Below are 20,601 nucleotides of genomic sequence, written 5' to 3'. Positions count from 1 at the left end.
TCCTGGGTAGTTAACGCCCGCCACTCATTTCTGCTTTGGACAACTCCCAAGTTCAGGACTGTCTCCTCAGCCCTTCCCATGCAGTTCTACAACTCATGTTGCATGTACCCGCATGGGCGGAACGCCTGTTACCAGCGTGCTGGTCTATATTCACTCACTCTCATGGTTTCAACCGGTGGGAGAGACTAATTCGCCACTGGAACCTCATACCATGACGTACAGGAACAAACCCACTACCAGTGGGATGAGCACCGCTCATACGTTCGATTATCCATCAAATTGGTTGCTCTTACCATCCCTCAAAAGGGATGCCGAGCAACGCTGTCTTTCAGCCAGCTTTAACTGTAAACTTTTCAATCAGAGGGAGGGGGTCCAAATATGAGAGGCAAACGTGTGGTGGTTGGAATTTCAGGGGGGATAGCCGCTTTTAAGGCAGCAACGATTGTGAGCCAATTGTCACAGCGCGGGGCAGATGTGAGGGTTATTATGACTGCCTCGGCAACCAAGTTTATTACCCCGCTTACATTACAAACGTTATCCCGCCACCATGTTGCGGTTGACACTTTTGAAGAACGTGACCCGGCTGTTGTTTCCCATATCGATTTAGCCGATCATGCCGATTTATTTGTTCTGGCTCCGGCCACGGCGAACTTGATCGGCAAATTGGCACTCGGTTTGGGAGATGATATGTTATCGACAACCCTGCTCGCGACCCGCGCCCCGATTGTGATCGCACCGGCAATGAATGTACATATGTATGAAAACCCTGTGGTCCAAAAGAACATCATGAGTTTAAGAGAACGGGGTGTTTCTTTTATTGAGCCGGGAGAAGGCCAGCTCGCCTGCGGATATGTTGGTCGTGGGCGGATGGCGGAGCCTGAGCAAATTGTAGAATGGGTGGAGGCGTTTTTCTCACAGGAGCAGCCGTTGGCCGGGAAAAAAGTGCTGGTTACGGCAGGACCAACGGTAGAACCGCTTGATCCGGTTCGTTTTTTCTCTAATTATTCCTCAGGAAAAATGGGATATGCGATGGCAGCGGCAGCCCGGGAAGCCGGAGCGGAAGTCACCCTGGTGAGCGGACCGGTTTCGCTTCCGACCCCGGAGCAGGTGAAGCGGATTGATGTAAAGCGGACGGAAGAGATGAGGGAGGCAGTTCTCCATTATCTGCCGCAAATGGATGTGATTATCAAGGCAGCCGCGGTAGCTGATTATCGCCCCAGTCAGATGCTTGACCGGAAGATGAAGAAAACAGTTGATGCATGGACGATCGAACTGGAAAAAACGCCCGATATCGCTTTAGAAGTGGGAAAAAGAAAAGAGCCGCACCAGTTTTTTGTCGGTTTTGCGGCAGAAACGGAAGAGATCGAGCGGCACGCCAGGTCCAAATTGGAGCGCAAGGGAATGGACTTGATTGTTGCCAATAATGTTTCTCTGCCGGGAGCCGGGTTCGGAACAGATACCAATATTGTAACCGTCTATGATCGGGAAGGAGAAGTGCTCTCCCTTCCGGAGATGAATAAAATAGATGTGGCCCGGCGGATCATTGCCCTGATCGGAGAACGACTTCATGTCCAATGAACAGAACCTGGTCGCCGAAGTGATTGTCGATGTTCCTTCAAGCACGGCTGACCGCCCCTTTGATTATTTCATTCCCCCTGAGTTGGCGGGTGAAGTGCAGGTGGGCAGCCGGGTACAAGTACCGTTTGGGCCGAGAAAACTGATAGGCTACGTGGTGGACATAAAAGAAAATTCCTCCGCCGGGCGGTTAAAGACTGTTCTCGATGTGATGGATCTGGTTCCGCCGCTGACTCCTGAATTGATTCAATTAGGGCTGTTTATGGCCAATGAATATCTGTGCCATACCATTACCTCATTACAGTCAATGGTTCCGGCTGTGCTTAAGGGCAAATACAGGAAGATCGTTCGGCTTCATCCCTCCGCTTTGGAACAGCCCGAAACCCTGTTAAGCATTTCGGCACAGGCATTGTTTCGGTATTTGCAGGAGCATGGAGAGTGCGACTGGGAGGAAGCACTTCAAATGCCTCACATCAACCGCTCTCTCCTCAGACAGCTGGCAGAGGAAAAGAGAATCCTGGTGGAGGAGCGTGTGGGAGACCGTGTGACCCGGCAAAAAAGCACCTGGGTTTGGCCAAAAGATCCGGATTTACTCCCGGAAGTCCTGGAACAGCTTCCGGGACGGGCCACCCGCCAACGGGAAATCATCCGTTTTTTTATCGACCATCCCGAAGAAATCATGCTCCCTTCCTTACTGGCACAGATGCAAACGGCCCGTTCCACGGTAAAAAAACTGGTCGAGCAGGGGTGGCTGGAGTGGGAAGAGAGAGAACAATACCGTGATCCTTACGGGCATCACCAGTTTCAATCCACGCAACCTTTGCCGCTGACCGCGGAACAGCAACAGGCTTTCACTTCAATTCTCGCTCCTCTGCGCGACCGTCGTTATCAATCGATTCTTCTTCACGGGGTCACAGGAAGCGGAAAAACGGAGATCTACTTGCAGGCGATTGAAGAAGTGTTGCACCTGGAGCGAGAAGCGATCGTACTGGTTCCCGAGATTTCGCTCACTCCGCAGATGGTGCAGAGATTTAAAGGGCGTTTCGGGGCCAAAGTAGCTGTTTTGCACAGCGGGTTATCAGATGGAGAGCGTTATGATGAATGGAGGAAAATCCGTTCAGGACAGGTGAAAGTGGCAATTGGTGCGCGGTCGGCCATTTTTGCCCCCTTTCAAAATCTGGGCTTGATCATTATTGACGAGGAACATGAATCATCCTATAAACAGGAAGAGAACCCCAAATACCACGCCAGGGAAATTGCGGCATGGAGAGCGGAGATGCATGGAGCAACCCTTGTACTGGGATCGGCCACTCCGGCTATTGACACCTATTACCTTGCCCGTACTGGTGTCCATGAATGGGTTACATTAAAAGAACGCGTTCACGGTCGCCCCTTCCCGCAGGTTGAAATCGTTGATATGCGCCGGGAACTGCGCAAAGGAAACCGTACTATGTTCAGCACCTCACTGCGAGACGCCCTGATCCAGTGCGTGAATCGGGGGGAGCAGGCGGTCTTGTTTTTAAACAGGCGCGGGTTTTCCACCTTTGTGATGTGCCGTGAATGCGGAGAATCATTAATGTGCCCGCACTGCGATATTTCACTCACCTACCATCAGACCAACCGTACTGTCCGCTGCCACTATTGCGGCTATGCCGAGAAGGTGCCGTCAGAATGCCCGCATTGCCGGAGCAGGCATATTCGCCATTTCGGCACCGGGACACAGCGGGTCGAAGAAGAGTTGGTCCGCCGTTTTCCCGGCTTACGGGTGATTCGCATGGATGTGGATACAACCAGCCGGAAAGGGGCACACGAAAAGCTGCTCACCGCCTTTGGCCAGGGGAAGGCCGATGTTTTGCTGGGAACCCAGATGATTGCCAAAGGATTGGATTTTCCCAAAGTCACCTTAGTGGGTGTGATTGCCGCCGATACCATGCTGCATCTGCCTGATTTCCGGGCTGCGGAGCGTACCTTTCAGCTCCTTACACAGGTGAGCGGGCGGGCAGGCCGCCATGAGCAACCGGGAAAAGTGGTGATCCAAACTTACAGCGCGGACCATTACAGTGTGGAAATGGCGGCAACCCTGCAAGTGGATGAGTTTTACCGCCAGGAATGCTCCATCCGCAAACAGCACCGGTATCCACCGTTTTGTGGTATGTTTACTTTACTGTTCAGCCATCCGGATCGTGTGTTGCTGATGAAGGCTGTTCAGGACGCGGCTCAGTTTATCCGCAGGCATCTCCCGGCCGACTGTCAGCTGCTTGGGCCGGTTCCGGCAGCGGTTCCCAGGATCAAAGACCGGTTTCGGATCCAGATGCTGATCAAGCTGCAACCCTCTTCAGAACGGCTGGCACAGGTAAAAAGCGCTTTGAAACAGATGGACACCCTTTTTGATGATAAAGAGTTGCGCATAAGCATTGACCGGGAAGGATTGGAACTCCGGAATTGATGACTGAATAAAGGGAGGAAATAAAGATGGCGATACGGAAGATTGTCCAGTATCCCGATCCTGTTTTGAGAGAAAAAGCAAAACCAGTCACGAAATTTCATGCCCGTTTGCACAAATTGCTCGATGATATGGCAGAAACCATGTATGACGCGCAGGGTGTCGGGTTGGCTGCACCGCAAGTCGGGATTTTAAAAAGAGCGATCGTTGTCGATGTTGGAGATGGATTGATTGAGATGATTAATCCCGAAATCACAGAGAAATCCGGAGAGCAAATCTCACCGCCGGAGGGATGTTTAAGCATCCCAAACTTATTGGGAGAGGTGCGCCGGTACAACCGCATTAAAGTTGTCGGGCAAGATCGTAATGGCGAGCCGATCGAAATTGAGGCTGACGGTTATCTGGCCCGGGCCTTTCAGCATGAAATCGATCATTTGAATGGAGTTTTATTTATCGATATCGCTGAACGAGTGTTCCGACCGGAAGAGAATGAGGAGGACAGCGATGAGTGATCAAGTGAGAATTGTTTTTATGGGCACCCCTGATTTTGCGGTGCCCTCTTTGCGGGCACTGGTGGAAGAAAAATATCAGGTGGTTGCGGTTGTTACCCAACCCGACCGGCCCAAGGGCAGAAAAAAAGAGTTGACACCGCCCCCGGTAAAAGTGGCGGCACAGAATTATGGTATTCCTGTCTATCAGCCGGAAAAATTACGCGATCCGGAGGCCATCAAAAAAGTTCTGGAATATAAGCCAGATCTGATCGTTACAGCGGCATATGGACAGATCGTACCAGAGGAGATTTTAAATGTTCCCCGCTTGGGCTGTATCAATGTACATGCTTCCCTATTGCCGAAATATCGCGGGGGAGCGCCGATTCACAAGGCAATCATCGACGGTGAAAAAGAGACAGGGATTACGATCATGTACATGGTGAAAGCCTTGGACGCAGGGGATATGATTGCCCAGCGGTCGGTACCGATTACCGAACAAGACCACACAGGCACCATGCATGATAAATTGAGCCGGACAGGGGCAGACTTGCTGAAAGAAGTACTGCCGCGTCTGGTTAAAGGGGAGATTACCGCTGTCCCCCAGGATGAGAGCAAAGTAACCTATGCCCCCAATATCCGCCGCGAGGATGAAAAAATTGACTGGTCCCGTTCCGCGAAAGCGATCGCTCAACAGGTCCGGGGACTTCACCCCTGGCCTGTCGCCTTTACCCTCTGGAAAGGGAAGCCATTTAAAGTCTGGTGGGCAGAGCCGCTGGATGAACCGGCCCGGGAAGTACCGGGAACCGTCAAAAGGATCGGGACAGACGGGATCGTTGTGGCAACCGGCGAAGGGTCACTGCTGCTCACAGAAGTTCAACCGGCGGGTAAAAAACGGATGGCGGTGGAGGAGTTTGCGCGTGGACGCCAGATGGAGGCAGGAGAACGGCTGGGTGATGAATGATGGCTGGTAAAACGGCCCGTGAGTGGGCGTTGGATATTCTTTTGCAAGTGGAACAAAACCAATCTTACAGCAATCTCTTGTTAAACCGGGCATTACAGATCAGCCGTCTCGACCAGAGGGACAAGCGGCTGGTCACCGAATTGGTTTACGGATCAATCCAACGGTTAAACACATTGGACTGGATCTTAAACCAACTTGTTAAAAAAGGGATTGCTTCCCTGCAACCCTGGGTCAGACAACTTCTCAGACTGGGAATCTATCAGCTTGTTTATCTGGATAAGATACCAGTGCGTGCCGCTGTTCACGAAACAGTACATATCGCCAAAAAAAGGGGGCACAAAGGAATCACCAGTTTAGTCAATGGTGTTTTGCGTTCGTATTTGCGGCAAAAAGAACAGCTGGCACTACCCGCTGACCCGCAAACAACCTCGGAAAAAGCAATTGCTTATTCTCATCCCGAATGGCTGGTCAAACGCCTGGAGCAAATGGTGGGTGCCCAGGCGGCAAAACAAATCATGGAAGCCGATAATACCCCGCCCAAAATATCTGTCCGCGTCAATACTTTAAAAACGGACCGCGACTCTTTCATCCGCAAGTGGAAAGAAAAGCAGGAAGGAGAAGCAGTTCCTTCAGAAGTGGTGCCGGATGGAGTGATTATCCAGGGCGGGGGAAACCCTGCTTACAGCTCTTTGTACCAGCAAGGGTTTTGTACGGTGCAAGACGAAAGCTCCATGCTCGTCGGACGTCTGCTGGCCCCCCAACCAGGCATGACCGTGCTGGATGCCTGTGCTGCTCCCGGGGGGAAAACCACCCATCTGGCCGAACAGATGAACAATCAAGGTTTGATTATTGCGTGTGACCTGCACCCCCATAAAATAGACCTGATTCGCTCCAACGCGGATCGTCTGGGAACAGCCATTGTGGAGACGAAAGCTCTTGATACCAGGGAATTGCCTGCCCGATTGGAACAGGGATTTCTATTTGATGCTATTTTATTGGATGCCCCCTGTTCAGGCCTGGGGGTGATCCGCCGCAAACCGGATATCAAATGGAGCAAAGAAGCGCAACAAATAGATTCCCTGGTCAGGCTGCAAAAAGAACTCCTGGACACAGTGGCTTCCCTGCTGCGTCCCGGAGGAACCCTGCTTTACAGTACATGCACCTGGGAACTCCGGGAGAATAGTGAACAAGTGGGGCAGTTTTTGCAGCGCCACCCGGAATTTGAACCTGATCCCGAGATGAACCGGCTGTTGCCGCCGATTGTGCGGGAGACAGCTCTGACGGGAGAAGGCTGGGTCCAAATCCTGCCGCATCATTTTCACAGTGATGGCTTTTTCATCGCCCGTTTAATCAAAAAAGAGTAATCTCAAGACCTTTAATCCCCGCCAATGAAGGCGGGGACGGGATTCATGATTTGTTAACATCATACATTCCGGGCAATTTCGCTCCTGACAAGTTTCGCTGCTGTAACCATGTGGGTTAAAGAATGGATCACTTCCTCTTGTTTTCTTGTTTTTAGCCCGCAATCAGGATTAACCCAGAATAATTGCCTGTCACAGACCAGCAAAGCATGTTCGATCTGCGTTTTTATCTCATCTGCTGAGGGAATTCTGGGACTGTGAATATCATAGACACCGAGACCGATTCCTTTTTTATAGGAATGATTTCTGAGCGTCTGAATCAGTTCCCCGTGGCTTCGCGAAGCTTCAATGGAAATCACATCAGCATCCAGTTGTTGAATCGATTCCATGATATCGTCAAATTGGCTGTAACACATATGGGTATGAATCTGGGTCCGGTCATCAACCGCTGAAGTGGCTAGACGAAACGATCGAACCGCCCACTCTAAATAATGGTTCCAATTCTTTTTCTTTAAAGGTAATCCTTCACGGAGGGCCGGCTCATCTACCTGAATGATGCGGATTCCATTTGCTTCGAGTGATTGTACCTCTTGACGTAAGGCAAGTGCAATCTGCGCGGCAACCTCTTTTTTGGACAGATCATTTCTCACAAAGGACCAGTGAAGGATGGTGACAGGACCGGTCAACATTCCCTTCACCGGCTTCTCTGTGCAAGACTGGGCAAATTTGCTTTCTTTCACCGTCATCGGAGACCTGAACTCTATATCTCCATAGATAATAGGAGGTTTTACACATCTTGAACCGTAAGACTGTACCCAACCGTGTTTCGTGAAAGCAAACCCGCCTAACCGTTCGCCAAAAAACTCCACCATATCATTACGCTCAAATTCTCCGTGTACAAGCACATCTAATCCGATTTCTTCCTGGATTTGCATCCATTTTTGAATTTCTGTTTGCATAAATTCATCGTACTGTTCCTGTGTCCACTCCTTGATCCTCCATTTTCTCCGTGCCTTTCTTACTTCCGGCGTTTGCGGAAAACTGCCGATTGTGGTTGTTGGCAACAGTGGCAATTGTAAATATTCCCGTTGGATCTGCTGGCGGATTTGAAAAGGGCTCTTGCGGTTAAATTCTTCTTCTCTTAAATGTTTCAAATGTTTTCGCACCGAAGGGCGATGGCGCATTTCATGGGTGGAGAGGTCATCCAGTGCTTCGGCTGCGGCATTCAGCTGTTCGGAGATCGATTCACTGCCATGGGAGAGTGCCTGTTTGAGCAAATGTAATTCTTCCAGTTTCTCATCGGCAAAGGACAAAGAGCGATAGAGAACCGAATCCAGATCGGTTTCCTGATCCTTCCGTACCGGAACATGCAATAAGCTGCAAGAAGGCTGTAAAAACCATTCTCTCGGGGAAATAAAATCGTCCAATTCTTGAATAAACCGGATCGTCTCTTGTAAATGATTCCGCCATATGTTTCTTCCGTCAATGCAACCAATCCCTAAACATTTGTCAGCAGGGAAACCGTATTTGCGAATTGAATCTAAGTTTCCTGTTTTCCCGTGCACAAAATCAAGGCCAATGCCGGCTGCGGGAAAGGATATTAAATCCTCATAATGCTCAACCGAGTCAAAATAAGTTTGAATGATCAAATGAATCTCAGGGACCGCACGTTTGAACTGGTTATATATCTCTTTGGCAAGTTTCATATCTTCTTTGGAAAGATCAGCAACGAAGACAGGCTCGTCCATCTGAACCCAACTACAGCCCGCCTCCGCCAATTCTCCAAGCATTTGTATATAGAGAGGAATCAGCCTGTTTAACAGATTTTCAAATTGTCCTGAAGAATAACCTTTAGACAGTTTTAAAAAAGTGTAAGGACCAATGATCACCGGTTTGCCATCGATCCCGAGTTCCTCCTTCGCTTCCCTGAAAGCTTTGAGAGGCCGGTTCTCCAAAAGGCTGAATTCCATCTCTTCTTCATATTCGGGAACAATGTAATGGTAGTTGGTATTAAACCATTTGGTCATCTCACATGCAACGGCATCCTGTTTCCCGCGTGCCATAGCAAAATAGTCCTGGAGTGGGACAGGCCCTCCCTGATGGTTAAAACGTTTTGGAACCCAGCCAAACATGGTTGCCATGTCCAACATGTGGTCATAGCAGGTAAAGTCATTGACCGGAATGAGGTCGACCCCTTTTAATCGTTGCGTTTGAAGGTGATCCAGCCGGATTTCTTTCATTCTTTTTTCAAGCCCGGGTGCATCCAATTTCCCGTCCCAGAAAGATTCCAGTGCTTTTTTCCATTCTCGTTTTGCCCCGATTCGCGGATATCCCAGATTGCTCACTTTCATCTTTTTCAAATGGTTTCCCTCCGTAAACAAAAAGGCACTTCCACGCAATAGTAAAAAAGTGGAAATGCCTTTGTGATCAAAGTCAAGTGATGGGCAAGACTTCAGCTCTTACATTTCAACACCTTCCTATCTACCGTAGGTCTGACAGTGTTGTCAGAACAGGCAGGTCTCCTGGCTCCAGGATCAACATCAGCTAAATGCCTTCCCTATGTAACATAAGTGGCTTTACCCTTTAGCTGATTCCCCTGTGACAGTGGCGGGACCGCACCGGAATCTCACCGGTTTCCCTTTTAAACTTCAGGAACTCTTCCTGAAGTACCTGTTCCCACTATATTCGGTTATTTCAGTTTATTTTACACTATTCATCCCATTAGTCAAGTTCGACAAATCATCCGTCATCGCACTATAACGCCGGATTCAAGGAAAACAAGACATTGCCGAATAAAAAGTATGCGTAATACAACAGCTTGAAATGTTTAAATGAGAGGGATGATCCTTCCTATTAAGGGCGATTTGTTGAGTAAGAATTATGAAAGAACTATTGTTCAAATAACTTTGGCTTGATAAAATCATAGAAAATGTTTGGGGGGTAGAAGGATGATCATATATCCGCTTTTGCAAAAAGGGGCAACAATTGGAGTAACAGCCCCCTCATCCGGGGTACAGGCTGAGTTGCATGATATGTTTAAACTTGCGTTAAGCCGCATGGAAAAGAGAGGATTTAAAGTTGTTTGCGGAGATACGGTCTGGACGCAAAACAAGGCGAAATCATCGCCTGCCCAAAAACGTGCCGATGAATTTAATCAAATGATGCAAGACGAACAGGTCAATCTCATCATTCCTCCCTGGGGCGGGCATTTATTGATTGAGATGCTGGAATATGTAGATTTTGAAAATATAAATAAAAAGTGGTTATTAGGCTACTCGGATACAAGTGTATTGTTATTGGCAATCACTTTAAAGACGGGGGTCGCAACTGCCCATGGACCTAATTTCGTCGATTTAAGAGGAGAGTATTGGGACGATACGACAGCGATGTGGCAGACGGTATTATCAACTGAAGCCGGAGGGTCCGTACGGCAACATTCCTCAGCAAAATATCAAAGAGAATGGCAGCACCATAACCCTACACCATGTGTTTTTCATTTAACGGAACAAACCTGCTGGAAAACCGCTTCCAGTAATCCTGTGAAAATACAAGGACGTTTGCTAGGCGGGTGTATAGATGTCATTCGACACTTAATCGGTACACCATTCGGTGATGTACAAGGCTTCAGAAAACAGTTTACCAACGGGGAATCTGTTTTATGGTATTTTGAAAATTGTGATATGACAACAACGGATTTACGCAGGTCACTTGTGCAAATGAAGTTAGCGGGCTGGTTTGAACAATGTTCAGGAATTATGTTTGGCCGGAGTCCTGCCAATCATCCGGTAGAGAACTATACAATTGAAGACATTTATCAAGAACTTTCTGACGAGCTGCAAATACCCATTATTTATGACATTGATTGTGGCCATGTCCCTCCGCAAATCACTTTGATCAACGGAGCTTATGCCGAAGTAGAAGCAGAAGGCGGCAAAGGGACTGTTTGGCAATATTTTAAATAGTGTTAGCCTGTCGTTTGGAACAGGATCTATAGCCAGCAAATGTTCATGTATATGTATAGTTTTATTTATCGAAGGAGCCGGCTCCCCGGCATACAGGGAGTCGGTTTAATTATGTCTGTATGCAGCAAAAAAATGAAAATAGTTATATCACTATTCTTGAATATCACATTCATATGTAATATATTAATTTTGAAGAAGCAAATAAACGGTGACTTACCTTATAGGGACGTATGGGAGTTCTTCGTTAAGGGGTGATGACTGATGCCGATACCGAAAGGCTTCTCTAAGCCGATTCAAGTGTCTGCAAAAGAACGCGCTTTTGCCCAGGTGCAACACTGGATTATAGACGGAACGCTTCAACCGGGTGAAAAACTGAATGATGCCGAGCTGGCAGAAGCATTGGGAATGAGCAGAACTCCGGTTCGCGAAGCATTGCAGCTTCTCGAAATGCAAGGGTTTGTCGAAATGCACCGGGGAAGGGATACGCGGGTGACAACCATAGAAAAAGAAGATATTTTGAAGGTTTATCCGCCTCTCGCTTCTTTGCAAGCTCTGGCAGCCGAACTGGCGGCGTCCAAGATTTTGCCGGAACAGATTGAACGCTTGCGGGAGGTAAATGAAAAGTTTGCCCGGATTCTCGGCCAGCATCAGCCGTTTCAGGCGATGGAACTGGATGAGCAGTTTCACAATATCATCGTTGAAGCGGCTGCCAATCCGTACCTTGTTTCCTTTATCTCCAATTTGCAAATGCATATCCGCCGGCTCAAGTACGTTTTTCTGCAACAACCTGCCTCGGCCGGGCATGAGTCTGTTGCAGAACATGCTGCGATGATTGAGGCACTTGAACGGGGAGATAAAGATACAGCCGCGGCAGTGATGAAGCAAAACTGGTTACGCCCGATGGAAGAAATCTACAAATTGATTTAGCCTGATTTTCTCCCCCGCTAAAGATAAAAAGGAGGTGCTCCCTATGACAAAAGGCTCCGCCACTCATCCATCCGATCCGGGACACCGAATGTCTTACTTTGTGCTAATCACTACCATGGTTTTTTGGGGCAGTGCCTTTGTATCATCCAAAGTCGCCATCGATTCGGTTCCGCCATCGGTAGCGGCTCTGATCCGATTTGGTCTTGCAGCCCTTTTCATGTTGTTATTTCTCCGCACCCGCCGGAAAGAGATCCGCACAGTCCCCCGTGAAAGCTGGTTTGGCCTTGCCATCCTCGGGCTTCTGGGTGTTGCCGTCTATAATCTTCTTTTCTTTTGGGGGCTAGCCTTTTCACGGGCATCGGACGGAACCATGATTATTCCCACTTTGAGCCCGGCGGTTACCGTGTTGCTGGCAGCTCTTTTTCTCAAGGAAAAACTGGGCAGAAAACAAGTGGGCGGACTATGCCTCGCTTTAATCGGATCACTTGTTTTCTTTTCTGCCATCGGTCTGGGGGAAGTTGTGAACATCCGCCGCATGACGGGTGACCTGCTGTTCTTAGCCGCTGCCGTGTGCTGGTCGGTCTATACACTTCTTGGCAGAAAGTTGCTGCATAAGGTCGATCCCATGCCTGCAACAGCCTATGCGATGCTTTTCGGCTCAATCGCACTCGGATTTTTTGCAATCTCCGATCTGAGTAAGGTCCAGTGGTCCGGGCTCAGTGCCGGTTTTTGGGCCAATCAGTTCTACCTCGCTCTGTTTCCCACGGTGATCGCAAATTGGTTCTATTATATTGGCGTTAAAGGAATCGGGGCACCAAGAGCCGCCGTATTTATGTACTTTGTGCCAGTTTCCGGATTGGTGTTGGCCGGGCTGATTTTAAATGATGTGCCGACACCGGTTCAATTGATCGGCTCCGCCCTTATGCTTCTCGGAGTCTGGCTGGTGAATCACCGTGCCGCTCCTTCCCCGACAGGGCAGGAACAAAAGGAAAGAATACATCATGTTTAAATAAGATACCGGGTGGAAGCGGGGGATTAGAATCATTCCGTTTTTTTTTGGTAAGGGAAGGATTATTTATGAAATCTCACTCTTTTGGTTACACATACTTATCGCAAAAAACGGCCAACTAGCCCGTACATGCATGATCGGCCATAAAGGTATACTAACCTGTAATTCCCCGACACTGGAGGGATGCAGAATGGGAAAAAAAGAAAAAAAGAACGAAGAAAAGGTGCAGAGACGTCAAAATCCGGCCGTTAACAAGTTTGACCTGTATGGCGTTGAAGTGAGTACTCCGCTGACAGACACAATTTTGGAATCATGGGGGCAAGTGGGAATTACTGGCGGCTCTGTGGGAAAAAAACGAGAGCCAAAAGATTAAAATGTAACGGTATAACCGTCTATGGATTCAACCTCTTTTATATTTTTTTGACCATCCAGCTGGACAGAAACCTGTCTTAACGGGGTGGTGGTAGAGAACGTCAAATTTTGGGGTCATTTGCCCAACAAATGGAAAAATGACTCGAGTTGCTACGCATGCAGACTCGAGTCATTTCGTTTAATACAGGAAACTCAGAAATGACAACGCTCATATTCATCCTGAGCATCGGTAATGGCCAATTTAGAATACACTTCAAGCGGCTTACCGCTTGCATGTCCAGAATAAGGCTGGATGAGTGCATCGTCAATGTCCTGTTTCTTTAGCCATGTTAACAAGAAGTGGCGTAACTTATGCGGTGAAATAGATTGGACCATGCCAGATCGGAATACTTCTTGAAGATGTGCATGTATAAAAATAGGTGTAGTGTGATAGATTCCCATAAAGTAAAACAATATTTTATTGATAATTTTGTGTAGTGTCAATTTTATGGGATATACTGTTTACTCCTACATAAAATCATTTATACTGAAAGTATTAACGAACAAGGAGGCAATTCACATGAAAAACATAACGATCCCAATCGCACAAACATATAAGGGCGGAACACTTTCTTAATTGTAAACGGTGTACCCCTTATATGTGTTTATTTAATAACACAAAAAAAGGGGTAAATCATGCGTTGTTTTCCAGTAAAAAAATTTTTCTCATATTATAAACCGTATTTAACGTTGTTTCTTTCTGTATTGGCGTGCTCCTTTATCGTATCTGCTGTGACTTTGGTTTTTCCGTTGCTCGTTCGGTATATTACGAAAGATGTTCTGGAAGGAGACTTGTCCACTGCGCTAAGTGAAGTGTATTGGATTGGTGGGCTGATGCTTGTTTTAGCCGCGATCCAGAATATCGGGAACTACTTTGTGGACTATAAAGGTCATGAAGTCGGTGCTCGTATGGAAAGTGATATGCGCAGCGAGCTGTTTGAGCACATGCAAAAGCTTTCCTTTAGTTTTTACGATAAGGAAAAGACAGGTCAGCTCATGTCTAGAATAACGAACGACCTGTTACTGCTTTCCGAACTGTACCATCACGGTCCAGAAGACTACATTAAATATCTCGTCCGCTTTATTGGAGCGTTTGTCATTTTGTATTTTATTAACGCTCCATTAACGATCACCGTATTCTGTTTCTTACCATTCTTGGGTGTCTTTACATTGTACTTTAATAGGAAATTGAACCAGGCATTAAGAAGAAACAAAGAGCGAATTGCGGACGTTAATGCACAGGTAGAGGATAGTCTATCAGGAATTCGCGTGGTAAAATCGTTTGCCAATGAGCAGGTAGAGATTAAGAAGTTTAACCGAGAGAATAATCGTTTCCTCGATAGCCGAAAGAAAACGTACAGGGCTGAAGCGTACTTTTTCAATGGAGTTGAAACGTTTCTGCAACTGATGACGATCACGGTGATTATCTTTGGCAGTGCCAGTATCGTCAACGACACTTTAGCGTTAGCTGATTTAATTACTTTTTTACTGTATATCCGCTTTATGATTGAGCCAATTCAACGCTTAACTCATATGAGCACGCAGTTTCAAGAAGGAATCACTGGCTTCCAGCGCTTTATGGAAATCATGAATGTGAAGCCGGCAATCGAAAACAAACCGAATGCCGTGACCCTGCGAGAGGTACATGGCGAAATTGAGTTCAAGCAAGTTTCCTTCCGCTACGAGAACCATTTAGACAATGTATTAGGAAACCTGTCGCTTCATGTACAACCGGGGGAGTACGTTGCGTTGGTTGGTCCGTCTGGTGCGGGGAAAACTACATTATGCTCGCTCATCCCTCGCTTTTATGATGTGACAGATGGGGAGGTGTTACTAGACGGGATCAACGTCCGTGATATCGACCTGCAGTCATTAAGAAATAACATTGGTATTGTACAGCAAGATGTTTATCTTTTTGCGGGAACGGTAATGGAAAATATCCGCTACGGAAATCCGGCAGCAAGCGATGAAGAAATTATCGAGGCAGCCAAGCGAGCCAATGCCCATGACTTCATCATGAGCTTGCCAAACGGCTACCACTCCGAGATCGGACAGCGAGGTGTCAAACTGTCCGGCGGCCAAAAGCAGCGATTAAGTATCGCTCGCGTATTCTTAAAAAATCCACCCATTCTCATTTTCGATGAGGCAACGAGCGCGCTAGATAACGAGAGTGAAAGTATCGTCAAGGAATCACTGGAATCGTTAGCTAATGGGCGTACAACCATCGTTATTGCCCATCGCCTTTCCACTATCCGCAATGCAGGGCGGATTATCGTATTAACCGAGGACGGTATTGTGGAACAAGGTACACATGATGCGTTACTTGCACACGATGGAGCGTATGCACACCTGTATTCCAAGCAGTTTGAATTGCAAGTATAAGCTCTTTAAACGAAACATGGCTCACTTTAAGCCTAAATGTAGTAAATTGTTGATATCAATGTGGTGTTGATCATCTGTTGACAGGCTTACTGTCCTCGCAGTGAGCTTGTTCGCTGTTATTAATAAATATGTCTATACGTACAATTTTCCCGAAAAGATGCAGTGCCGGATCATGATTTTGATTAGCTTTGCCATCGTAATACTTGTACTCCTAGCGTATATTGCCATTTGGAATTGGTCCTAATAATGCTAGGTTTTTATGAACGTGTCATCTCTGAGTTTCCTGTATAAACACGAAATGACTTGAGGCCTGGACGTGGCATCTCAAGTCATTTTTTCATTTATTGGGCAAATGAACCCAAAATCGATGTTCGCTACCACCACCCCTTAACGGCTGGATTTGTTATTTTTTCGGATGAAACCACAAGCTGAAAATCCCAATGCCTATTTCCCGGAACTTGTACATATATTTATGGATAACTTCTTCTTTTAAGGTTGGTTCATTTTATGACGAACAAAACCATCATCAGAATCATTGCTTACATAGCAGGACTGATTATACAAGCACTGGGTCTGGCGCTGATGATTCGTTCTGACTTGGGGACCGGGCCGTGGGACGGATTTTATGTAGGGATGTGCAGCCATTTTGGCTTAACCGTGGGCTTCTGGCTGATTATCTTCGGGGTTATCTTTATTTTTTGCAGTTCTTATCTGATGAAGAGGAGGCCGGACTTTCTTTCGCTCATCACGGTGATCATTCTGGGGCTGTGCATTGATGTTTGGCTGTATGTGATCCATCCGGAACAAAAGGGTGCAGAGATGCAGGTGTTCACTTTTTGGCTGGGGCTGATCATTACATCTGCGGGTACCGGGATGTATCTGCAGGGTGAATTTGCCCTTACTCCCGCTGATCAACTGATGATTGCTCTTTGCCGGCGATTAGGTTTAAGCCTGACCGCCTCAAAAACGATCGGAGATTCCTGTGCACTGGCCTTTGCGCTGGTGCTTGACGGACCAATTGGCCTTGGGACAGTGATTTATACCTTTTTAAGCGGGCCCCTGATCCAATTTTTGATCCCCCGAATCGAAAGAGCAATTGTTACCCATGTAAAAGATTAAAAAGGTTTTGGGGGATGTTCCAGCGGAAACCCGATGATCCGGCAACCAAACAGCCGCATAGGGACAATCAAACATTTTTTGAAATGGTAGTTAACAGTCCTTTCATAAACAAACATGTTGCATATATTGTTGATGAAAAAAAACAGGGAGGTGAGTATCATGGCTATCTTTGGCGGTGGTGGTTACGGAATTGGTTTCAGTTGGAGAACTCTCTTAATCTACCTCCTGGTCATTGCAACAATCTTTATATTTATTGGGGGATTTGGATTTGGATATTAACCGTTTCGGCGATTAAATCTGCAATTATAGGGGGAGAAAGAGGGCGCTCCCTATGGACCGGGCAAGCTTTTTTCAAAAATATAAATGCTGAACCCCCTGATCATTTAAAAGCCGGTTTCCCGATCATCACCGGGGACTTTGCCCCGTAGATATTGGGAAATCGGCTTTTCCGGCCTTTTGATACAGGATGATCTGCCAAATCGTGGGGGATGGTACACGGGTGACTGCATAATAAAGTCCAAGCTGGAGAAAAAATATTGGCAAGTGATCATCCCGTAAGCTGGAAGAATGAATATGACGAAAAAGGCTCTGATCGTGGTTGTGACGATCCTTGTTCTTGCATACGCTGTGATTGATTATATGAATGGGCATAACCGGGACACGGGCGTCAAAAATCTTCCACTGGCAACAGGTACAATTTTTTATGAATGAAATGGTGAATGATGGGAAAAATACCGTTAGCAAAGAGATTTGAATTATAGGAGTGCAGCACAAACATGAATGAAGAACAAAAAAACCGCCAGGATGCCATGGAGCATGGCATATCAGTAACAGGAGCCGGTGATTCACTTGATAAACGAATGGCAGAAGGTGAAGATGAGCGGACACTGACGACCCGCCAGGGCCATCCGGTAAAATACAACCAAAACATTCGGACTGTAGGAAATCGCGGACCGGCTACGCTTGAGAACTATCATTTTATTGAAAAAATCTCCCACTTTGACCGTGAACGCGTTCCCGAGCGGGTGGTTCATGCCCGCGGTGCGGGTGCCCATGGATTTTTTGAAACGTACGGCAAAGTGGGGGATGAACCGATATCCAAATATACCCGCGCCAAAGTATTTCAGGATGCGGGAAAAAGGACGCCTGTTTTTGTACGGTTTTCAACTGTCACTCACGGGATTCACTCTCCGGAAACATTGCGGGATCCCCGCGGTTTTGCCGTTAAATTTTATACTGAGGACGGCAATTGGGATCTTGTCGGAAACAATCTTAAAATTTTCTTTATCCGGGATGCCATGAAGTTTCCGGATCTGATTCATGCTTTCAAGCCCGATCCGGTGACCAATATACAAGACAGCGAACGGATATTTGATTTCATCAGCAATACGCCGGAAGCCATGCATATGATTACTTTTCTGTTCTCACCGTGGGGAATCCCGGCAAACTACAGGCAAATGCAGGGGTCAGGTGTCAATACATACAAGTGGGTAAATAAAGATGGAGAGGCTGTGCTTGTCAAATACCATTGGGAACCAAAACAAGGAATTAAAAATCTGACGCAAAAAGAAGCAGAGGAAGTCCAGGCAAAGAACTTTAATCACGCGACACAGGACCTGTATGAAGCGATAGAGCGCGGTGATTATCCCGAATGGGAGCTGTACGTTCAGATTATGAGTGACGGCGAACATCCCGAACTTGACTTTGATCCGCTGGACGATACGAAGATTTGGCCGAGGGATCAATTTCCGTGGCTGCCTGTCGGACGGATGGTCCTGAACAAAAACCCGGAAAATTACTTTGCAGAAGTGGAACAAGCTGCCTTTGGAACAGGTGTCCTTGTCGACGGATTGGATTTTTCGGATGACAAGATGCTCCAGGGACGGACATTCTCATATTCAGATACACAGCGTTACCGGGTTGGAGCTAACTATTTGCAGTTGCCGATCAATGCACCGAAAAAGCATGTGGCCACGAACCAGCGTGACGGTCAAATGACCTATTACGTTGATCTTGCACCTGGACAGAACCCGCATGTGAACTACGAGCCTTCATCCTTAAACGGTCTCAAGGAAGCGCGGCCATCCGGAAAAGAATATACTCCTCATGTGGAAGGAAAACTTGTACGCGAGAGCATAGACCGGACCAGCAACTTTAAACAAGCCGGCGAAACGTACCGGGCATTTAGTGGCTTTGAGCGTGATGACCTGATCTTGAACCTGGTGAACTCCCTCAAAACCTGCCGCCCCCGGATTCAGGAGAAGATGATTGAGATGTTTACAAAGTGTGATGAGGATTATGGCCGGCGTGTGGCTGAGGGGTTGAAGCAGCATCATGAAAAGGATGAATCAAGCCATGGACCCATCGGGGCAACCGGTACCGGAGAGGCCGTCAAACAAGCTGAAAACAAGGGGCATGAGACAGATTCGTATTAAAAAGAGAGTATAGTAAACAGGTGGAATGAGATGCAAACCCTGAAGGAGTGATCCAATGTTTTTCCACACGAAGAAGCTGCAGTACAATTCTCATGCAGAACTGTAGACGCAAATTGTCACGAACCGGGCTGATAAGCAACAAAATTGTTGACAGGGATATTTTTTCCTTTTTCGCACAAGCTAGGAGGTGACCAAGATGCAGTTAGGAATGCATGAAGCCGCCGATCTCCATGAATTATCGATGGCAAAGACTTGCACCGTTGCGAAATGTTCCATGCTGGTCAATATGGCACAAGATGAACAGCTGAAATCCCTTATTCAAAGGGAACTGAATAGTTCCCGCGAGGCGATTAGTGAATACCAGAGATTTTTGACCAACTCAAACTATGCACAATAAGGAGGTATGGAGAAATGAGCATTTTGGATAATGTGCCAGGAGCAGGAACAACTCCCGCAATGAATGACAATATCATTGCGACTGACCTATTATTAAGCGCAAAAACGGGGGTTCGCGATTTAGCCTTTGCACTGACGGAGGCTTCCTCGCCCGAGGTTCGCCGTGTTCTTCATCAACAGTTGGAAAAAGCCATTCAATTCCATGCAGATGTTTACACCTATATGGAAAACAAAGGTCTTTATAATGCAAAGGACTTCAGCAAACAGGTACAAGTAGACCGTCAATCTGCACAGCAAGTCAATCAACTGTCGTAACTTCCATGGCTCTCACAAAGGTTACACTCTAAAGTTCAGCTGTTACAAAGCTGGACTTTTGTTTGTTCGATGGCTTCAAAATCCATTCCAGAATGTTAAAGTGACAAGTATTGATAGCACTTCAAAGAAGCGCAAAGCTAGAACAATCAATATCTACTTGGACAAGATATATGCGTTTTACGACTACATAATGAGACATGAAGATTGCTCCATGAATTTGTCAGAACGACTCAAAAAACAAGCTGCTTCAAGGGGAGGTTCAAGAGTTTCCTTCATCATACACTCAAGAATAAGACGAAAAACATCAAGATACTCAAACTCAAGGTTTCAAAAGAGAGATTAAAGATATTGTCATCTGATCAGGTGCAAACATTGATTGATGCTTGTTTCAACATCAGGAACAGAAACCTTAACAAGTAGCCTTGCCTGCCAACCAAAGGTTATGACAGAAAAAACTACAGAAATATTGGATCAGTTGCACAACAGCAGCGGGTAAAGTCTCCAAAGGTCTTAAACGTCAAATGAGCGATGAAAGCAAAGATGCAATGATACAATTGTTACGGGATCGCATTAAGGAGCTAGAAAGTGAAAATAAGCGATTAAAGGATGAAAATCGGCGGTTGCAAGGAAAACTGTATGAGCAAATCTAATAAAGTCTATTTCTTCTACTTTAAATATATTTGAGGTTGTTGCATAACTCTTTTGAAGGAAAAATCCTGTAAATGCTAATCTAATTATTGACCACTTAGTGGTACAACGCTCAAAAAAAAGTTGACCACCTGAAGACCCCTTTCCTGTATCTTAAAAGTTGTCA

The 20,601-nt window shown here is 46.8% G+C and carries 17 protein-coding genes and 1 riboswitch; of the genes, 15 read left to right on the top strand and 2 right to left on the bottom strand.

Features of this window, described 5'->3' with window-relative positions; all coding sequences use genetic code 11:
• Positions 1-378: 378 nt before the first annotated feature.
• Genes coaBC through rsmB form a run of 5 tightly spaced genes read left to right on the top strand, consistent with a single transcriptional unit; the run spans position 379 to position 6,834 of the window.
• Complete coding sequence (gene coaBC, locus I8U27_RS04540) at positions 379-1,578, top strand: bifunctional phosphopantothenoylcysteine decarboxylase/phosphopantothenate--cysteine ligase CoaBC (RefSeq protein WP_181751438.1); 1,200 nt, start codon at positions 379-381, stop codon at positions 1,576-1,578.
• The gene (gene priA / locus I8U27_RS04535) at positions 1,568-4,021 is read left to right on the top strand and encodes a primosomal protein N' (RefSeq protein ID WP_181751437.1); all 2,454 of its coding nucleotides are present in this window, start codon (positions 1,568-1,570) and stop codon (positions 4,019-4,021) included. The genes coaBC and priA overlap by 11 nt, the downstream gene beginning before the upstream one ends.
• Before the next feature lie 26 nt (positions 4,022-4,047).
• Positions 4,048-4,530 carry a peptide deformylase gene (gene def, locus I8U27_RS04530; RefSeq protein WP_181751436.1) on the top strand — a complete coding sequence of 161 codons (483 nt, stop codon included), beginning with the start codon at positions 4,048-4,050 and terminating at the stop codon, positions 4,528-4,530.
• Positions 4,523-5,470: a methionyl-tRNA formyltransferase gene (fmt, locus tag I8U27_RS04525; protein ID WP_181751435.1), complete on the top strand. Its 948-nt coding sequence runs from the start codon at positions 4,523-4,525 to the stop codon at positions 5,468-5,470. Before def ends, fmt begins: the two co-directional genes overlap by 8 nt.
• Entirely contained in the window at positions 5,470-6,834 is a 1,365-nt protein-coding gene (gene rsmB, locus I8U27_RS04520) for a 16S rRNA (cytosine(967)-C(5))-methyltransferase RsmB (protein WP_232345248.1), read from the top strand. The genes fmt and rsmB overlap by 1 nt, the downstream gene beginning before the upstream one ends.
• A 59-nt stretch (positions 6,835-6,893) precedes the next feature.
• On the opposite strand, the gene metE is transcribed toward rsmB, so the two are convergent.
• Positions 6,894-9,182, bottom strand: coding sequence for a 5-methyltetrahydropteroyltriglutamate--homocysteine S-methyltransferase (metE, locus tag I8U27_RS04515; RefSeq protein WP_181751588.1), 2,289 nt, complete (start codon positions 9,180-9,182; stop codon positions 6,894-6,896).
• A gap of 144 nt (positions 9,183-9,326) precedes the next feature.
• Positions 9,327-9,520, bottom strand: a riboswitch (cobalamin riboswitch).
• A 259-nt stretch (positions 9,521-9,779) separates the two neighbouring features.
• On the opposite strand from metE, the gene I8U27_RS04510 reads away from it, so the two are divergent.
• The 4 genes from I8U27_RS04510 to I8U27_RS04495 all read left to right on the top strand — a co-directional run bounded on the left by I8U27_RS04510 (position 9,780) and on the right by I8U27_RS04495 (position 13,102).
• The gene (locus I8U27_RS04510; protein ID WP_181751433.1) at positions 9,780-10,793 is read left to right on the top strand and encodes a S66 family peptidase; all 1,014 of its coding nucleotides are present in this window, start codon (positions 9,780-9,782) and stop codon (positions 10,791-10,793) included.
• A gap of 261 nt (positions 10,794-11,054) precedes the next feature.
• Complete coding sequence (locus tag I8U27_RS04505; protein ID WP_181751432.1) at positions 11,055-11,720, top strand: GntR family transcriptional regulator; 666 nt, start codon at positions 11,055-11,057, stop codon at positions 11,718-11,720.
• A gap of 43 nt (positions 11,721-11,763) precedes the next feature.
• Positions 11,764-12,729: a DMT family transporter gene (locus I8U27_RS04500; RefSeq protein WP_181751431.1), complete on the top strand. Its 966-nt coding sequence runs from the start codon at positions 11,764-11,766 to the stop codon at positions 12,727-12,729.
• A 190-nt stretch (positions 12,730-12,919) separates the two neighbouring features.
• Positions 12,920-13,102 carry a hypothetical protein gene (locus I8U27_RS04495; RefSeq protein WP_181751430.1) on the top strand — a complete coding sequence of 61 codons (183 nt, stop codon included), beginning with the start codon at positions 12,920-12,922 and terminating at the stop codon, positions 13,100-13,102.
• Between the two features lie 191 nt (positions 13,103-13,293).
• Here I8U27_RS04495 and I8U27_RS20495 read toward each other — a convergent pair whose 3' ends face one another.
• Positions 13,294-13,476 carry a tyrosine-type recombinase/integrase gene (locus tag I8U27_RS20495; protein ID WP_232345247.1) on the bottom strand — a complete coding sequence of 61 codons (183 nt, stop codon included), beginning with the start codon at positions 13,474-13,476 and terminating at the stop codon, positions 13,294-13,296.
• Positions 13,477-13,776: 300 nt separating this feature from the next.
• On the opposite strand from I8U27_RS20495, the gene I8U27_RS04485 reads away from it, so the two are divergent.
• From I8U27_RS04485 to I8U27_RS04460, 6 genes are all read left to right on the top strand, one after another.
• On the top strand, positions 13,777-15,522 hold the full coding sequence (locus I8U27_RS04485; RefSeq protein ID WP_181751429.1) for an ABC transporter ATP-binding protein: 1,746 nt from the start codon (positions 13,777-13,779) through the stop codon (positions 15,520-15,522).
• 507 nt (positions 15,523-16,029) lie between these two features.
• Complete coding sequence (locus tag I8U27_RS04480; RefSeq protein ID WP_181751428.1) at positions 16,030-16,641, top strand: YczE/YyaS/YitT family protein; 612 nt, start codon at positions 16,030-16,032, stop codon at positions 16,639-16,641.
• 573 nt (positions 16,642-17,214) lie between these two features.
• Positions 17,215-17,352: a hypothetical protein gene (locus I8U27_RS04475; protein ID WP_181751427.1), complete on the top strand. Its 138-nt coding sequence runs from the start codon at positions 17,215-17,217 to the stop codon at positions 17,350-17,352.
• A gap of 149 nt (positions 17,353-17,501) precedes the next feature.
• A complete protein-coding gene (locus I8U27_RS04470) occupies positions 17,502-19,076 on the top strand; it encodes a catalase (protein WP_374057919.1) in 1,575 nt (524 codons plus the stop codon).
• Positions 19,077-19,272: 196 nt separating this feature from the next.
• Complete coding sequence (locus I8U27_RS04465) at positions 19,273-19,473, top strand: spore coat protein (protein WP_181751425.1); 201 nt, start codon at positions 19,273-19,275, stop codon at positions 19,471-19,473.
• Between the two features lie 14 nt (positions 19,474-19,487).
• Entirely contained in the window at positions 19,488-19,787 is a 300-nt protein-coding gene (locus I8U27_RS04460) for a spore coat protein (protein WP_181751424.1), read from the top strand.
• Positions 19,788-20,601 lie beyond the last annotated feature (814 nt).

Origin of the sequence: Paenactinomyces guangxiensis, assembly GCF_016055185.1 — a bacterium.
Lineage (GTDB): Bacteria > Bacillota > Bacilli > Thermoactinomycetales > Thermoactinomycetaceae > Paenactinomyces > Paenactinomyces guangxiensis.
This window is presented reverse-complemented; position numbering and strand designations above follow the sequence as displayed.

What these genes read in the sequence shown, in the direction of transcription:
- coaBC (WP_181751438.1), top strand. Translation starts at nt 379, where the DNA reads ATGAGAGGCAAACGTGTGGTGGTTGGAATTTCAGGGGGGATAGCCGCT.
- priA (WP_181751437.1), top strand. Translation starts at nt 1,568, where the DNA reads ATGTCCAATGAACAGAACCTGGTCGCCGAAGTGATTGTCGATGTTCCT.
- def (WP_181751436.1), top strand. Translation starts at nt 4,048, where the DNA reads ATGGCGATACGGAAGATTGTCCAGTATCCCGATCCTGTTTTGAGAGAA.
- fmt (WP_181751435.1), top strand. Translation starts at nt 4,523, where the DNA reads ATGAGTGATCAAGTGAGAATTGTTTTTATGGGCACCCCTGATTTTGCG.
- rsmB (WP_232345248.1), top strand. Translation starts at nt 5,470, where the DNA reads ATGGCTGGTAAAACGGCCCGTGAGTGGGCGTTGGATATTCTTTTGCAA.
- metE (WP_181751588.1), bottom strand. Translation starts at nt 9,182, where the DNA reads ATGAAAGTGAGCAATCTGGGATATCCGCGAATCGGGGCAAAACGAGAA.
- I8U27_RS04510 (WP_181751433.1), top strand. Translation starts at nt 9,780, where the DNA reads ATGATCATATATCCGCTTTTGCAAAAAGGGGCAACAATTGGAGTAACA.
- I8U27_RS04505 (WP_181751432.1), top strand. Translation starts at nt 11,055, where the DNA reads ATGCCGATACCGAAAGGCTTCTCTAAGCCGATTCAAGTGTCTGCAAAA.
- I8U27_RS04500 (WP_181751431.1), top strand. Translation starts at nt 11,764, where the DNA reads ATGACAAAAGGCTCCGCCACTCATCCATCCGATCCGGGACACCGAATG.
- I8U27_RS04495 (WP_181751430.1), top strand. Translation starts at nt 12,920, where the DNA reads ATGGGAAAAAAAGAAAAAAAGAACGAAGAAAAGGTGCAGAGACGTCAA.
- I8U27_RS20495 (WP_232345247.1), bottom strand. Translation starts at nt 13,476, where the DNA reads ATGGTCCAATCTATTTCACCGCATAAGTTACGCCACTTCTTGTTAACA.
- I8U27_RS04485 (WP_181751429.1), top strand. Translation starts at nt 13,777, where the DNA reads ATGCGTTGTTTTCCAGTAAAAAAATTTTTCTCATATTATAAACCGTAT.
- I8U27_RS04480 (WP_181751428.1), top strand. Translation starts at nt 16,030, where the DNA reads ATGACGAACAAAACCATCATCAGAATCATTGCTTACATAGCAGGACTG.
- I8U27_RS04475 (WP_181751427.1), top strand. Translation starts at nt 17,215, where the DNA reads ATGACGAAAAAGGCTCTGATCGTGGTTGTGACGATCCTTGTTCTTGCA.
- I8U27_RS04470 (WP_374057919.1), top strand. Translation starts at nt 17,502, where the DNA reads ATGGCAGAAGGTGAAGATGAGCGGACACTGACGACCCGCCAGGGCCAT.
- I8U27_RS04465 (WP_181751425.1), top strand. Translation starts at nt 19,273, where the DNA reads ATGCAGTTAGGAATGCATGAAGCCGCCGATCTCCATGAATTATCGATG.
- I8U27_RS04460 (WP_181751424.1), top strand. Translation starts at nt 19,488, where the DNA reads ATGAGCATTTTGGATAATGTGCCAGGAGCAGGAACAACTCCCGCAATG.